The 14,888-nt window shown below is 38.1% G+C and carries 17 protein-coding genes; 10 read left to right on the forward strand and 7 right to left on the reverse strand.

Annotation, left to right across the window (positions count from 1 at the left end; all coding sequences use genetic code 11):
- Positions 1-921, forward strand: a complete 921-nt coding sequence (locus DRF61_RS07865) for a LysR family transcriptional regulator (protein ID WP_111955750.1) — start codon at positions 1-3, stop codon at positions 919-921.
- On the opposite strand, the gene DRF61_RS07870 is transcribed toward DRF61_RS07865, so the two are convergent.
- Entirely contained in the window at positions 874-1,341 is a 468-nt protein-coding gene (locus DRF61_RS07870; protein WP_111955752.1) for a GNAT family N-acetyltransferase, read from the reverse strand. The two genes, DRF61_RS07865 and DRF61_RS07870, sit on opposite strands and share 48 nt — an antisense overlap.
- Complete coding sequence (locus DRF61_RS07875) at positions 1,341-1,775, reverse strand: GNAT family N-acetyltransferase (protein ID WP_111955754.1); 435 nt, start codon at positions 1,773-1,775, stop codon at positions 1,341-1,343. The genes DRF61_RS07870 and DRF61_RS07875 overlap by 1 nt, the downstream gene beginning before the upstream one ends.
- Before the next feature lie 199 nt (positions 1,776-1,974).
- Between DRF61_RS07875 and DRF61_RS07880 the strand changes: the two genes are divergently transcribed.
- The 3 genes from DRF61_RS07880 (at position 1,975) to DRF61_RS07890 (ending at position 4,824) form a co-directional block, all read left to right on the forward strand.
- Positions 1,975-2,850: an aldo/keto reductase gene (locus DRF61_RS07880; RefSeq protein WP_111955756.1), complete on the forward strand. Its 876-nt coding sequence runs from the start codon at positions 1,975-1,977 to the stop codon at positions 2,848-2,850.
- A 111-nt stretch (positions 2,851-2,961) separates the two neighbouring features.
- On the forward strand, positions 2,962-3,666 hold the full coding sequence (locus tag DRF61_RS07885; RefSeq protein ID WP_111955758.1) for a DNA alkylation repair protein: 705 nt from the start codon (positions 2,962-2,964) through the stop codon (positions 3,664-3,666).
- Between the two features lie 93 nt (positions 3,667-3,759).
- Positions 3,760-4,824: an NAD(P)H-dependent flavin oxidoreductase gene (locus tag DRF61_RS07890; RefSeq protein WP_111955760.1), complete on the forward strand. Its 1,065-nt coding sequence runs from the start codon at positions 3,760-3,762 to the stop codon at positions 4,822-4,824.
- Between the two features lie 156 nt (positions 4,825-4,980).
- On the opposite strand, the gene DRF61_RS07895 is transcribed toward DRF61_RS07890, so the two are convergent.
- The 5 genes from DRF61_RS07895 to DRF61_RS07915 form a co-directional block, all read right to left on the reverse strand.
- Positions 4,981-5,361 carry a hypothetical protein gene (locus DRF61_RS07895; protein ID WP_146896883.1) on the reverse strand — a complete coding sequence of 127 codons (381 nt, stop codon included), beginning with the start codon at positions 5,359-5,361 and terminating at the stop codon, positions 4,981-4,983.
- A 290-nt stretch (positions 5,362-5,651) separates the two neighbouring features.
- On the reverse strand, positions 5,652-6,989 hold the full coding sequence (locus DRF61_RS07900; RefSeq protein WP_111955764.1) for a UDP-N-acetylmuramate--L-alanine ligase: 1,338 nt from the start codon (positions 6,987-6,989) through the stop codon (positions 5,652-5,654).
- Positions 6,990-6,991: 2 nt separating this feature from the next.
- Complete coding sequence (locus DRF61_RS07905; protein ID WP_111955766.1) at positions 6,992-7,435, reverse strand: hypothetical protein; 444 nt, start codon at positions 7,433-7,435, stop codon at positions 6,992-6,994.
- A 15-nt stretch (positions 7,436-7,450) separates the two neighbouring features.
- Positions 7,451-8,257 (reverse strand): lysophospholipid acyltransferase family protein, encoded by an 807-nt coding sequence (locus tag DRF61_RS07910; protein WP_111955768.1) that lies wholly within the window; start codon positions 8,255-8,257, stop codon positions 7,451-7,453.
- Between the two features lie 27 nt (positions 8,258-8,284).
- A complete protein-coding gene (locus DRF61_RS07915; protein ID WP_111955770.1) occupies positions 8,285-8,914 on the reverse strand; it encodes an NUDIX hydrolase in 630 nt (209 codons plus the stop codon).
- A 351-nt stretch (positions 8,915-9,265) separates the two neighbouring features.
- Between DRF61_RS07915 and DRF61_RS07920 the strand changes: the two genes are divergently transcribed.
- From DRF61_RS07920 to DRF61_RS07945, 6 genes are all read left to right on the forward strand, one after another.
- The gene (locus tag DRF61_RS07920; RefSeq protein ID WP_111955772.1) at positions 9,266-10,084 is read left to right on the forward strand and encodes a hypothetical protein; all 819 of its coding nucleotides are present in this window, start codon (positions 9,266-9,268) and stop codon (positions 10,082-10,084) included.
- A gap of 157 nt (positions 10,085-10,241) precedes the next feature.
- Positions 10,242-10,643: a hypothetical protein gene (locus tag DRF61_RS07925; RefSeq protein WP_111955774.1), complete on the forward strand. Its 402-nt coding sequence runs from the start codon at positions 10,242-10,244 to the stop codon at positions 10,641-10,643.
- Between the two features lie 10 nt (positions 10,644-10,653).
- Positions 10,654-11,385 (forward strand): curli-like amyloid fiber formation chaperone CsgH, encoded by a 732-nt coding sequence (csgH, locus tag DRF61_RS07930; RefSeq protein WP_111955776.1) that lies wholly within the window; start codon positions 10,654-10,656, stop codon positions 11,383-11,385.
- A gap of 11 nt (positions 11,386-11,396) precedes the next feature.
- Positions 11,397-11,807, forward strand: coding sequence for a curli production assembly/transport component CsgF (locus DRF61_RS07935; RefSeq protein ID WP_111955778.1), 411 nt, complete (start codon positions 11,397-11,399; stop codon positions 11,805-11,807).
- Positions 11,808-11,833: 26 nt separating this feature from the next.
- Entirely contained in the window at positions 11,834-13,198 is a 1,365-nt protein-coding gene (locus DRF61_RS07940) for a CsgG/HfaB family protein (RefSeq protein WP_111955780.1), read from the forward strand.
- 10 nt (positions 13,199-13,208) lie between these two features.
- On the forward strand, positions 13,209-14,720 hold the full coding sequence (locus DRF61_RS07945; protein ID WP_111955782.1) for a carboxypeptidase-like regulatory domain-containing protein: 1,512 nt from the start codon (positions 13,209-13,211) through the stop codon (positions 14,718-14,720).
- The last annotated feature ends 168 nt before the right edge of the window (positions 14,721-14,888 follow it).

The following is a 14,888-nucleotide window of genomic DNA, read 5'->3' on the forward strand; positions in this document are numbered from 1 at the left end:
ATGGTCAATTTAGAATGGTACCGCACTTTTAAAGCGATATATAAAACCGGAACCCTCACAGGAGCAGCAGATTCCCTGTTCATTTCACAACCTGGCGTGAGTCTCCATTTAAGCTCATTGGAAGCGTATGTAGGATATAAATTATTCGACAGAACCGGAAGGAAAATGATCCCTACCGAAAGAGGGAAAGTATTATTCAATGCTGTTTCTGAACCGATTTCCAGGCTGGAAGATGTAGAGAAAAATTTTCAGAAATCCACTGAAAAACTGACTCCTACCATCAGTGTGGGAATGTGTTTTGAGACCTTCCAGACTACACTGGAGCAGTATGTTTCTACTTTACCTTTTAATCTGATCATCAGCTTTGGAGAATATCCCGAAATGCTGGATCAGCTGGATAAAGGGATTCTGGATCTGATTATTACACCCAAAAAAGGAGTTTCACCTAATATCGAACATGAGGCATTTTCTTCCGAGCAGATCATTCTTGTAGGCGGAAAAGATATAGATACGGAAAGCTTCCGGAAAACACTCGATACCAAAGGAATAGAGCATGCCGAAGAATGGCTGAAACAGGAAAAATGGTACGGAACGACAGGTGATATGGAGCATCTTTTCCAGTTCTGGATCATGAATTTCGGGCATAAACCGAATTTCCGTCCCAATTATATAGTCCCGAATTTAAATTCCATTATCCGCTGTCTGAAAGGTGGGACCGGGCTGGCTGTTATCCCCAATTTTCTGTGTAAAAATGAAATAGAGAACGGGGATGTCAAAATGATCTGGGAAGGTGAAAAAAAACTGGAAAATACGCTCTATTTCGGCTGCAGAAAAAAAACAAATTACCAGTCTGAAATCGATCATATCAAAGGGCTATTCAGAAAGGTCATGGGCAAGAACAACCATGTCGCGCATCTGTAATCCGTTTTCATAAATAGGGAATGGGTAATGGTCTGTAAAGAAATCTTTACGTATTCCCTTTTTTATAAAGCCGTTTTTTTCGTAAAATTTAATCTGTTGGAAACCTGTATCTGAAGTTCCTACAGTTAAAATTGCATAGCTATTTTCTTTGGCTATTTCTTTCGCTTTATTAATAAGAATACTGCCAATTCCCTGGCTTCGGTAGCTTTCAATAACTGCTATGTTTTTGATTTCCAATTCTGTACTGCTGTTTGGGTGCAGCGCCATTACAGCAATATTCTGAAAGCCGCCATTTAAAACATAAACGATACAATCAAAAATATACTGGTTAATGGCTTCAATAGTTTCATCAGCAAGTAACAGTAATTCATACGGAATATTCGTTCCCGGTTCTAGCTTATTAAAAACGAGATTTTTCATTACAGACTCATATGAATAAGTGGATAATCTTTTCCTGAGCCATCCTTCTCCGATCTTCCAACTCTTTTGAAACCCATTTTTTCATAAAACCCAATAGCTTTAGGATTCTGTTCGTTGACATCCACTTTGGTCAGTCCTGTAGTCTCCTTCATAAATTCGTAAAGTTTTTTGCCATATCCTTTTCCCCGCACATCATCATGAATAAAAAGCATTTCCAGATTATCCTCAACTACAGAGGCAAAACCTTTTGCTTCACCATCTTCCGAAATCAGGTAAACATCAAGATGCGGGAGGTAGTCTCTTGGAATAGCTTCTTTAAAATAATTAAAATCTTCGTCAGTAAGGAAATCATGGGTTGCTTTTACAGCAGATTCCCAGATTTCCATAATTCTTGGATAATCTTCAGCTTTAGCCAGCCTGATTTGATGGGACATTGTTATGAGTTTCCTGCAAAAATAGGGAAATTAGGTTAGAAGTTAGAAACTAGAAGTTAGAAAGAGTTGTGAAATGGAGAAATATTATCAACAGCCTCTAATTAGTTTAAAAACAGTAAAAATGGTAAGCAGGATTCCAATTTTTTATTGCAAATTTGTTAGGCTTTACATTAATATCAAAAATTAAATTAAAGAAATTATGCAAAAGAAAACATATGCAGGGCAGCCTGTAGTGACCTTAAATAACGGAGTGGATATTCCGGCTTTGGGCTTTGGAGTATGGCAGATGGAAAATCTGGATGAATGTGAAAAAGCAGTGGTAAAAGCCATTCATACGGGATACAGAATGATTGATACAGCAGCTATTTATCAGAACGAAACAGCAGTGGGCCAGGCGGTGAAAGACAGCGGAGTGAACAGAGATGAGCTGTTCATTACTTCAAAAGTCTGGGTTCAGGATCATGGTTATGAAAAGGCAAAGAAAGCCTTTCAAAGAACTTTGGACAGGCTGCAGATGGATTATCTGGATATGTACCTGATCCACTGGCCATATGGCGATTTCCTGGGAACCTGGAAAGCTTTGGAGGAATTATATGCAGAAGGAAAGATCAAGGCTATCGGCGTATGTAACTTTACGGTAGAGAAGTTAGAAGAATTGAAAGCCAATTCAACGGTTCATCCTGTAATCAATCAGATTGAGCTTCATCCGGTTTTTCAGCAAAAGGAGCTTCAGGTATATGACAGAGAAAACAATATCGTAACGCAGCCATGGAGCCCTCTTGGAAACGGAAATGCAGATCTTTTAAACAACTCCCAGCTAAAAGCGGTTGCTGAAAAATACAATAAAACTGTGGCTCAAGTGATCCTGAGATGGCACCTTCAGGAAGGCTTTGTTGTCATTCCGAAATCTGTAACGCCTTCAAGAATTGAAGAAAATTTCAATGTTTTTGATTTTGAACTGACTGAAGAGGAAATGAATATTGTCCGTTCTTTAGATACAGGCAAAAGACTGTTCTTTGATCCTAAAGACCCTGAATGGGAAGAAAAGATGTTGAAATCCGTAGCAGATATTTAATATAATATTTCCCTATTATCTCTCCCGCAGATCAAACGGAACACAGATTTAATACAACAATCTGCTGAATCAGTTTAATCTGCGGGTGTTTTTTTTAAATTAGATAAAATCATGACTGCAGCACAATTCATAGAAAAACTTTCCACTTTCAGAAATGAGAAAGAAATAGACAAGGTTGAAAAATTTTTTAAAGGAAATGATGGTAGTACAAAGCATTTTGGAGTTAAGTTCGGGGATGTTTTCAAAACGGCAGAAGAATTTTCTGCTTTACCGCTGAAAGAAATTAATAAGCTTCTCGATAATGATTTCTACGAAGTAAGAATGGGTGCAGTGAGTATTATGAGTTTTCAGGCGGGGAATAAAAAAACATCGGAAGAAAAGAAAAAAGAACTATTTGATCTGTACTTACAGCGTCACGACCGTTTAAACAATTGGGATTTTGTAGACCGTGGAGCCAGGAATATTATCGGAAACTATCTGATTGATAAGTCAAGAAATATTTTGTACCAGCTGGCTGAATCTGAAAACCCTTGGGAAAGAAGGACGGCCGTTGTCAGTACGCATGCTTTTATCAGAAAAAATGATGTTGAAGATACCTTTAAGATTGCAGAAATTCTTGTTCATGACCCTCATGAGCTGGTAAATAAAGCAGTTGGAAGCTGGATCAGGGAAGCCGGAAAGAAAAATCCCAAAAGACTGTATGATTTTCTTGATCAGTATGCGAAAGCAATGCCTGCTGTTACTTTTTCTTATGCTATAGAAAAACTCGATCCTGAAATGAAAGAGCAATATAAGGAACTGCGTAAGGAGAAGTAAAAGATTCATCTGTAGGTGTTTGTGAGCAATATCATGCTTTATAAACTTAACATATCATTAGATTTTTGTAAATTTTACATAAAAATAATTCTTATGTTTTGGCCGGATACACTCAATAAAATTTTTGATGTAAAATATCCTGTAATTCAGGCTCCGATGTTTGGGGTAAGTACTCCGCAGATGACTGCTGCAGCTTCAAAAACCGGATGTCTGGGATCGCTTGCATTAGCAGATCTTTCTGCAGCTCAATCTGCTGAGCTCATCAGAGAGACCAAAAAACTGACAGATCAGCTGTTTGCTGTCAATATTTTTGTCCACCATATTCCTGAGCTGACAGATTCTTTGAAAGAAAAATTTGTTAAAACCAAACAGTTTATTACCCAGCTTGCAAAAGAAAATAATGTAGAAGTTCAGCTTCCTGATCCTGAAGAGATCAGAGTGAATGGCTATCTTGAGCAGATAGATGCTATTATTGAAGAAGGCTGTAAGATTCTGAGTTTTACTTTCGGAAATCTGGATGGTAAAAGCATTCAGAAGCTAAAAGAACATGGAATAACCCTTATAGGAACCTGTACTTCTGTGGAAGAAGCTTTAGTTCTGGAGAAATCTGGAATTGATATCATTTGCGTGCAGGGAATTGAAGCCGGAGGTCACAGAGGATCTTTTGATGCTGATATTATTTCTGAAATTGGAGGAATGTCTTTATTTTCTAACGTATATAATCATGTGAAAGTTCCGCTCATTTATGCAGGCGGTATTTATAATGGAAAAACTTTGAGGGCAGCAAAAGAACTTGGAGCACAGGGATTCCAGGTTGGAAGCATCTTGCTGGCATCAAAGGAAAGTGCTTTACAGCCGTTTGAAAAAGGAAGACTGAAAAATGTAACAGAAAAGGACATTGTCCTGACGAAAAGCTTTTCGGGCCGGTATGCGAGAGGAATCAAAAATAAATACATCGAAACTCTTGAAAACTCAGCCTACATTCTGCCTTATCCCTATCAGAATAAGCTGACGAATGAGTTGCGCAGGGTTTCAAAAACATTGAATAATCCTGATTTTGTAGGCATCTGGGCTGGACAATCAATTCACGATTACAGTGAACTTTCTACTGAGGATATATTGGAAAAGCTTATTCATCAGGCTGAAATTATTTCCTGAAATTATTTACATATTTAAACACTGTAAATAATGAAGGAATACCCTGAATTGTTTTAAAAAAACCACCTTTAAGAATGTTCCAAAGATGGTTTTTGTATTTCTGATCAATAATAAGAGGTGATAGAGGCAAAAAGAACTCTATATTCTGCTAAAATGTTAATATTCTGCTGAAGCGGTAAGAATCTGTCCAATATCTATGCTTTTTTTTACCAAAACTCCATTTACATAAATCTCAACATTCAAAGTGGAAGTGTCATTAAGACCTATTGCCTTTGCTTTAATTTTTGTAGGGAGGCTAACGTTACCAGGTGCCGGAGCTATTGTCTTATACTCAAATTCTGAACTCGTCCATGAAGTACTGTTAATTCCTGTAACTGAAATAGGCTCGACACCATTAGGGTTAGGATTCTGATAAATAATATTAGTTATAACAGAACCAGGAGATGCTTTTACTTTGTAATACCATTTAAAATTAAATTCTTTAAGCTCTGGATCATCATCTTGATGACATGAAGAAAGGACTGAAAATAACCCCATTATTATAAAAAAAATAATTCCTTTGCTCTGTCTTTGTGTGTTGTTTGTCATTTATATTTTCTTTGCATAATTGTGATGCAAGAATACTTGTTTTAGACAAAACAGTAATAAAAATAAAGTGTTACATAGATATGACATCTACTTAATAATATAATAATGTTCTGTAATTATTTTATTTTGAGGATGATATAAAATAAGTAGATTGTTTCCAAAGATAGGGAATACTAATAAAAATTAAAATAAAAAAACGTTCTTCAAATAAAGAACGTTTTTAATTGATGTGGAAAATATTATTTTGTAAGATCTAATCCTCCGAAGTTGCCAGAACTCATCATCAGGAAAACACCGTCAGTTTTATCCAGAGTTTGCCAATAGGCATGCAGTTCTTCGGCATTGGTAAATACCCTCAAGGCATCATTTTTGAATTTTTCTTTAATGAATTCCGGGGAAATAGGTTCCATTCTTTTGATCTTTAATGCATCTTCAGAATAGAAGACTATGGCTTCATCCAAGCCGTCCATAGCATGATCATATTGCTCAAGGAATAACGGATTTAAGCTTGAATAGGTGTGAAGCTCCAGGAATCCGTATTTTTTTTCTTTTTTAAACTGCTCACAGAAAGCTTTTACCGCAGCTTTTACTTTGCTTGGCGCATGGGCAAAATCCTTGTATAGAACTCCCTGATCTTCTCTTTCTACTTTTTCGAGACGTTTTGAAGCTCCTTTAAAACTCATAATGGCTTCGTAGAAATCTTCATCCATAATACCCAGCTGACGGCAGATATGCCTTGCCCCTTCCATGTTCAGCAAATTGTGAGCGCCGAAAACGGAAAGAGGAACGTCTCCCATTTCAGTTTTTAGATACACTTTTCCATTGCTGATCTCATATTCAGGAGTTTTGTAAGGTATTTTTCTGAAGTAGTTTTCGGCCGCTTCCACTACTTTTACCACTTCTGCATCTTCTTCATTGTAGACCAGAACACCGCCGGGAGTAATGCTGGCAACGAACTTTCTGAACTGATCTATATAATCGTCAAACGTTTTGAATACATTGATATGGTCCCAAGCAATGCCGCTCATTAAAGCAATATTCGGCTGGTAGAGAAGAAACTTTGAACGGAGATCAATAGGAGAGGAAAGGTATTCATCACCTTCCAGCACCATAAAATCATTCTCCTGTGTTAGCTTTACCATACAGTCAAAACCTTCCAGCTGTGCACCCACCATAAAATCTACATCTTTCCGGTGAAAGTTCAGCACATGAAGAATCATGGAAGTAATGGTTGTTTTACCGTGTGATCCGGCAATGACCACTCTTGTCTTATTTTTTGATTGTTCGTAAAGGAATTCAGGATATGAATAAATTTTTAAACCCAGCTCTTTTGCCTTTGCCAGCTCAGGGTTATCCTGATGCGCATGCATTCCAAGGATAACTGCATCAATATCCGCAGTGATCTTTTCCGGGAACCAGCCCATTTCCTGTGGCAGAATTCCTTTCTTTTCCAGTCTGGATCTTGAAGGCTCAAAAATAGCATCATCCGAACCTGTTACCTGATATCCTTTGTCTTTTAATGCAATAGCAAGATTATGCATGGCGCTTCCGCCGATAGCAATGAAGTGGGTTTTCAACTTTATTTATTGTTTTTTTTAACATTATTATTAATGACCTCCTGGAAAGCATTCAGAATATTGTCCCAGTTTGTCGTAAAGTTCGGCATCATCATGCTGGCGTCAGACTTGCTGCCTTCATTTGGTCCTTTCTTTACATTGATGGAAGTGGTTACATGATCATACAGCTTTTTGTGGTCTTCCTGTATCCTTCTGAAATTGTTCTGGGAAAGAGTATGGTCCAGTTTCTTTAAATCTTCATCAGAAATTTTAAAGTCCTGTTTGTATTTTTTCCCCGACTCCTCTAGAGAGTAATGTGCATTATTACCTTTGATGAGTAAATTCTCGTACCTGGGAGCATAGCCTCCGCTTCTGGAATAGCTTATATCAAAATCTGAATATACTTTCTGACTGTTACACGAAACTAATACCAAGACCGTGAATAAGATCCCTAATATTTTGTTCATAATTTTCTACTTACTTTAATTATTTGAATCCTTTTGTTCTAATTTTTTAGCTTTAAGTTCTTCATCATAATTGTGTAGTACATTGAAATCTTCTGTCTGCTCAATAGCAGTCATGATCTTCAATAAAATTTCAGGCGCCTTTTCGTTGTCATAATCTATATCCAGAGGTGCTTTAAACTCCATGGTAGGTTTTACGCCTGTAACCTTAACACGGAGGCCCTTTTTGTCAAATGCCCTTCTGAACCCGTTGATCTTGATAGGAATCACAATCGGGCGCTGATTTTTGACCAGTTTGGCTGTACCTCTTCGTCCCTGAGCAAAAGCAGATGTAGTACCTTGAGGGAAAGTAGCTACCCAGCCGTTGTCCAGAGCTTTCATAATATTGTCAACTTCCGTGAGATCTACCATTCTGTTGACTGTTTTACCCTCCGCTCTCCAGGTTCTTTTTACCGTTACGGCCCCTGCAATTTTGAAAATTTTAGGAAGGATCCCTTTATTCATGGTTTCTTCTGCTGCTACATAGTAAAAATCGATCTTTGGGTTCAGCAGGTAGATGGGGTTTTTAATGGTGTCCAGATATCCGTTGTTCACAGCGCAGAATGCATGATACATGGCAGCTACATCTGCAAAATAAGTTTGATGGTTAGACACAAAAAGCACGTTGGAATCGGGAAGATCCACAAGGTGTTCCGTACCGGTTATCTTCAATTTATTAAAGCCGTTGAACCTTCTGTAGGATACAACTCCTAAAATAAAAATGATAAACCTTTTTAAAAAATAAGGTGTTCCGAATGCATCGGTGAAAATATTTTTCTTCGCCATCTCTTAATTAAACACGGTAGTGCAAAGTTACATTTTTTTCAACAACTGGCTAAACTCGCTCAATATCATTGCTGTAGCGCCCCAGATGATATATCCGTTGAAATTAATAACCGGCACTTCATGTCCGGCAGCACTTGGCAGGGCCATAATTTCAGGATTATCCGGCAGGCTGAGAAAAGAAGTGATAGGAAATTCTATAGTTTCTACCGCTTCACTCTGCTGAAGAACGAAAAGCGGGTTCTTTTTAGTATATGAAATGTAGGGATAAACATAAAAATTACTCGGTGGTATATAGATAGGAGACATCTCCCTGATTACCCTTATATAATGCTTGTCTATACCAATCTCTTCCGAAGTTTCACGTACTGCGGTTTCAGCAAAATCCCTATCCATTTCCTCACGCTTGCCGCCGGGTAAAGAGATCTGTCCGCTGTGTCTGTCGTGCTCGTTAATGGTTCTTTGGATCAGCGGGAAATACCATTCATTATCTTTTAAGTAAAGTACAATATTAACAGCTGCAAATTTTGGATTTTTTGCCAACACTTCATCATACGTAAATACAGGACGGGAAGGGGGTGAAAATACTCCATGGGCATTTATTCCCGGGAGCTCTACATTTGTAATTTTCCTCAATAAATCTTTTCCAAAACTTTCCATACCTCAAATTTAGCAATATATACTGAAGAAAAGAATAGGCATTAACATTAATTAACCATTGAAAAGGATTAAAAGATTTAATAATTCAAGAATTTTAAAATTAAGGGATTGATAGAATAAGTGTTTTTGTTATTCTGTATAATTAGAGTTATTTCATGTATTTATTTGAAAATCAATGTGATAATATACCGTATTTTTACGTAACTGAAACACGTTACACAGAGAAAACGGTAAACAGTTACATCGGGAACGGTAAACCGTGATTTTGAAAATTTACACTTTAGCAGTGGTTTTTCATTTTGGTTTAGCATATACCTTTGTCATACTATTAACCAATTAATTTTTATCAAAATGAAAAACTTTATTACCGGTGTTTTTACACTAATGGCCATGAGTTTCAGCTTCGCACAATCAAACATTGATGTAACTGCCCAGATTGGAAACTTGAATACTGCTACTGTTGATCAGACAGGGCTTTTCAATATCAACTCTCTTGCACAGGATGGAAACCGGAATACGACAGACATAGATCAGGTGGGTGTTCTGAACATCAATACTGCTGAAAGTATCGGGAACAGAAACTCAATCGACGTAGACCAAACAGGTCTTGGCAATACCAATGAAGTAAGCCAAATGGGAAACAGAAACTCTGCAGTTACCTGGCAGCTTGGTGCATTTAACTCTACAGAACAGACTCAGATCGGAAGAAGAAATGAAACATCTTCTACACAGCTGGGTTTAGGAAATGCTGTCGTACAATATCAGGATGGAAGAAGAAATGATGCATCTGCTATTCAGTTAGGTAATGGCAATGATGCTTACCAAATTCAGCTTGGAAGAAGAAATGACGCAAGTGGTCTTCAGGTAGGTAATGCTAACCTTTTAGTACAATATCAGGACGGAAATGATAACAGTGCCACAAACGATCAGGTAGGTAACAATAATATTGCTGCTGCAGTTCAGATTGGGGATGATAATATGTCTGTGGGAGTACAGGTTGGAAACAGCAACCAATTATATCAACTTCAGTTAGGGGATTCCAATACCGCAATCGATGTTCAGATGGGTAACAGTAACTTTAGCTGGGTAGCCCAAAGCGGAGATTCTCACATTCATGTAGGAACCCAGCTGGGCAACGGAAATTCAATGGTTATTAACCAATCCAATTAATATGTATTGTAATCTAAAATAAAAGGAGGGGCCGCAGTTCTCTCCTTTTTTAAGCTTTTCATGATAAACATACCCACAAACCGTTATTTTATATTTCTACCTGCTGGGTGTGTTTTTCCGGATACTCTATTCATATACCTTTATTAAAATTAATATCATGCTTAAACTGGGATGGGGTGCCTTTACACTTTTTGCGGTACTGTGCATACAGGCACAGCAAGTAGACTGGGATAAACTCAACAGCAATACGGTTCTTTATCTTATCGCAAGACAGCAGACAGAGCAGCAGGGACTTTACGGTTCCAGTATTATTCAGATAGGAGATTACAACAATGCGGAATTTTCTCTTAATGCCAGAACATATGTTGCCGTATGGCAGATGGGGGATTTCAATACACTCTATTTTATCAATTCTTTTACAGATAAAGAGACCAAAACAGCAGTTACCACTCAGGGAAATAATAATATCATCGATATTACAGGAAGTAACACTGTTTCAGACGGAATGCAGATCAATGTAAAAGGTGACAACAAAACCATTTTCATGAGAAATTATTAAAACACAAGTGATGAAATTTTCGTATTCCTTAAGACTGTGCACTTTATTTATCTTCCTGTCTGTAATAATTAATGGGCAGGAAGATAGAAAAGTGAATGCAAAGATCGAAAGCAGTATCCTTGAAAATCAGATCAGGCTCAAAGCAGTTGTTACCAATAATACGGCAGTGTACAAAGAACTGAATTACCTGTTGATCTCCATTAAAAAAGGAAGTGCCGGAAACCTGTCCAATAATCAGCAAAGCGGAAAATTCTCCATTAATCCCAATGAAGTAAAAGTTTTATCCGAGATCAATGTTAATCTTGAAAAAAAAGATGCTCTGAAAGTTTTTCTTTATGTAAAAGATGAGGAAACCCAGAAACTGATTGCGAAAGACAGCCTGGAACTCAATAATGACCTTTTCAGAAAAAAAACGGCTAAAGTAGAAGAAGATGCAGTTTTTGAATTGAAAGGACTTACTATTGATGAGACTAAAACAAAGGTAGGAAAAGACTTTTATGATCTGTTTTATATTCAGTACAGCCAGCTTCCTGACAAAAGCAATGGTGCAGTTACCATTTCCGAACTTCCCCTTCGCGGTACCAGCGGGCAGATCAATATCCAGATCGATGATAAGGTAATTTACAGCTTTATGACCAATCCAAACGAAGATTACCTGAATGAACAGCTGGCAGCCAGCTTAAAATATATCAAAGAATTTAATGCAAAGAAAAATCTTATTAAAAATGAATTTATCTACTAAAAACGTCCGCCATGAAAACTTTTATCATTATTTTAATCTTTATTGCGGGTATTTTCTCCGGAAAATCTCAGCAGCTCGTTTATAAGCCTGTCAATCCGGCATTCGGAGGCGATACTTTCAATTATCAGTGGCTTTTAAGTTCAGCAAATGCTCAGAATCAGTTTGATGAAAAAAATGATTACAGCAGTTTGCTCGATAATGTTAATTCTCTCGACAGTTTCAGCCAGAGTCTGAATAGGCAGATACTGAGCGAGCTGTCCAGAAAATTATTTGAAGATCAGTTCGGGGAGGGTAGTTTAAAGCCAGGGAATTATCTTTTCGGATCGCTTTATCTGCAGATTACTACTACAGCCCAGGGACTTTTGATCAATATTTTGGATACCAGTTCAGGCGATCAGTCCGAGATCGTAATTCCAAAATAAAAAATAACTAAAAAACCAAACTTACCATGAGAACTTACACTTACACCAGAATTTTTTTCTGGACACTCCTGTTATGCTTAATGCAGGCCTGCAGTTCTATCCTGGGACTTCCTTCCGATCCTGAAAGATCTACCATGGGAGAACTTACAGCCTCTACTGCAGAATTGAGGAACCTTCCTCTTCCCAAAGAAAAAATTGTCATCGGCGTGTACAAATTCAGGGACCAGACCGGCCAGTATAAACCCTCCGAAAACGGGAACAACTGGAGTACGGCTGTTCCACAGGGAACTACCACCATCCTGATCAAAGCACTAGAAGACAGCCGGTGGTTTATCCCCATTGAAAGAGAAAACATTGCCAATCTTTTAAACGAGAGACAGATCATCCGGTCCACAAGACAGGAATATATGAAAGATGCTGATAAAAACAGCCAGTCCCTTCCACCTCTTCTCTATGCAGGAATTCTCCTCGAAGGTGGCGTGATTTCTTATGACAGCAATGTCATGACCGGAGGGCTGGGTGCAAGATACTTCGGAATAGGAGCTTCTACACAGTATCGCCAGGATAGAATCACTATTTATCTGCGTGCCGTCTCAACCCTTAACGGTGAAATTCTTAAAACGGTTTATATTTCTAAAACCATTCTCTCCACCAGCGTGAACGGAAGCTTTTTCAGATATATTGATACAGAAAGGCTGCTGGAAGCAGAGGTTGGTCTTACACAGAACGAACCTGTACAGCTTGCAGTAACTGAAGCAATAGAAAAAGCAGTGAGATCTTTGATTGTTGAAGGCATCAGAGATAAAATATGGGGTAAATCATCTGAAAACTTAACGGGTTATCAGAATTTGATCAATGATTACAACAGAGAGCAGGAAGAAAATGTAGGAAGAACGGTTGGTAATAAATTTCCTGAGAATTACAGAAAGAAAATTTCGTTTTTTGCCAATATAGAAGCTCAGAAAATCAAAGATGATTATGTAAATCCTAAAATGAATGTCGGCGGAAAAGCAGGCGTAAAATATTTTATAAACCCTAATTTAAATATTGAAGCCAGTGGTAGCTATTTCACTTTAGAAAATCAAAATATTATTAAAAGAAATTATATCGTTCCTGAGCTTAATCTTGAATTTCTTCTGTTTCCGAAATACAGATTCAGCCCATACGTTTACGGTGGAATGGGAGCTATGCTTTCAAAATACAAGCCTCAATACAAAGGCCAGGTTGGCGGCGGGCTGGAATATATGATAGGAAATAACATGGCAATCCGGGCTTCATCTCAATATGATATTGGTTTTAAAGATGACTGGGAGGGGATGGTAAACGGGAAAAGAAAAGATCAGGCACTTCGGTTTGCTCTTGGAATCAATTTTTACCTTGGAAACAAATAAAACATGAACTATGAAAACTTTAATTAAAATACTCAGCATATTCATCCTTACTTTTTGTCTGTTTTCATGTAATGAAGACCTTATAGAACAGGCTCAGACAGGATCATTGAAAGGAAAAGTTGTAAAAAGAGGTACCAATGTGCCTATTCCTAATGTGAAAATTTTTACAGCACCTACCACGCAGACGGTTTTCAGCGGGACAGACGGCACATTTGAAATTGCCGCGATGCCTGTTGGGAATTATTCTGTGAAAGCAGAACTATCCGGCTATATCACCAATTTTCAGGGTGTTAATATACAAAACGAAAACCAGGTTGTCACCGTGGTTTTTGAAATGGACGATGATGAATCGCTCAACTCTCCTCCTTCTGCACCGCAGATGCTAAGTCCGGTAGACAATGCGGTGAATCAACCCTTAAATGTTGAGCTAACGTGGACCGCTACTGATCCCGACACAGCCGATGTTTTAAAATATAGTTTAACAATTAAAAATAACCTTGATACGAATGTAATCCAGGTTAATGATTTGGCTGCGAATCATTATTCGTTGTCCAATTTGAAGTTTGGTGTTAGTTACTTCTGGCAGGTGTCTGTTTCGGACGGCATTCACCCGCCAGTTTTAAGCTCCATCAGTAAATTTACCACCAATACGGTTCCGGCCAACCGGTATCATTATGTACAGAAGCAGAACGGAAATTTTGTAATTATGTCAAGTGATGCACAGGGAAATAAATTCCAGTTTACCAATCCATCTTACAACAGCTGGAGACCAAGGAAAAATAACAATGCCGGATTGATCGCATTTTTGCGGACGGAAGGCGGAAGTAGCCATATCTACACAGCGAATCCTGACGGATCGAATCCTTTTAAGGTTACTACAGTGCCTGCTGCAGGATTTAATAATTATGAAATGGATTTTGCCTGGAGTACAAACGGTCAGGAAATTCTTTATGCAAACTTCAATAAATTATACAGGATCAATAAGGATGGAAGCGGATTGACGCTAGTTTACACAACTCCTGACGGAAGCATGATCTCTGAATGCGACTGGAGCTATGACGGAAGCAGGATTGCCTTAAAAACGAATGACTACAGCGGCTACAATACAAAAATATATGTGATTGATATGACCGGAAGTATCTTGAAAACTATTGTGTCAGGATTATCCGGAGCTGCAGGCGGACTGAATTTTTCTGTGGACGGCCAAATGCTTGTGTACACCAGGGATATGTCAGGATATCAGGATGGCAGCGGAAATTACCGCCAGCTGGATTCCCATATCTTTATCTATAATCTGGTAAACGATACCGTTTATGATATTTCTGCGGAAAGCGAAAAACCGCTTGGAACCAATGACCTTGATCCGAGATTTTCTCCGAATAATGCTCAAGTGATCTTTATGAATACCTCCAATGACAATATCTCGCAGAAGAATGTAATGGTCATTGATCTCAACAGTTCCATGACCGATCTTTCAAGAACATCTCTTTTCACCAACGGCGAAATGCCGGATTATGAGTAGGGAAGAAGAGCAATTAAGTGTGAATTGTGAATGGTCAGCTGTTAATTTAGTAGTTGGCCATTCATTTTCACGGTTCAGAATGTGAGGTTACGATATAGTGTTAAAGTATTGGAGAGGTTGAGAGCTCTTTATCTTGTGGTACATTGCGGAGAAAATCATAATATATGG

The sequence above is a fragment of the Chryseobacterium lathyri genome, from assembly GCF_003290185.1.
GTDB lineage: Bacteria > Bacteroidota > Bacteroidia > Flavobacteriales > Weeksellaceae > Chryseobacterium > Chryseobacterium lathyri.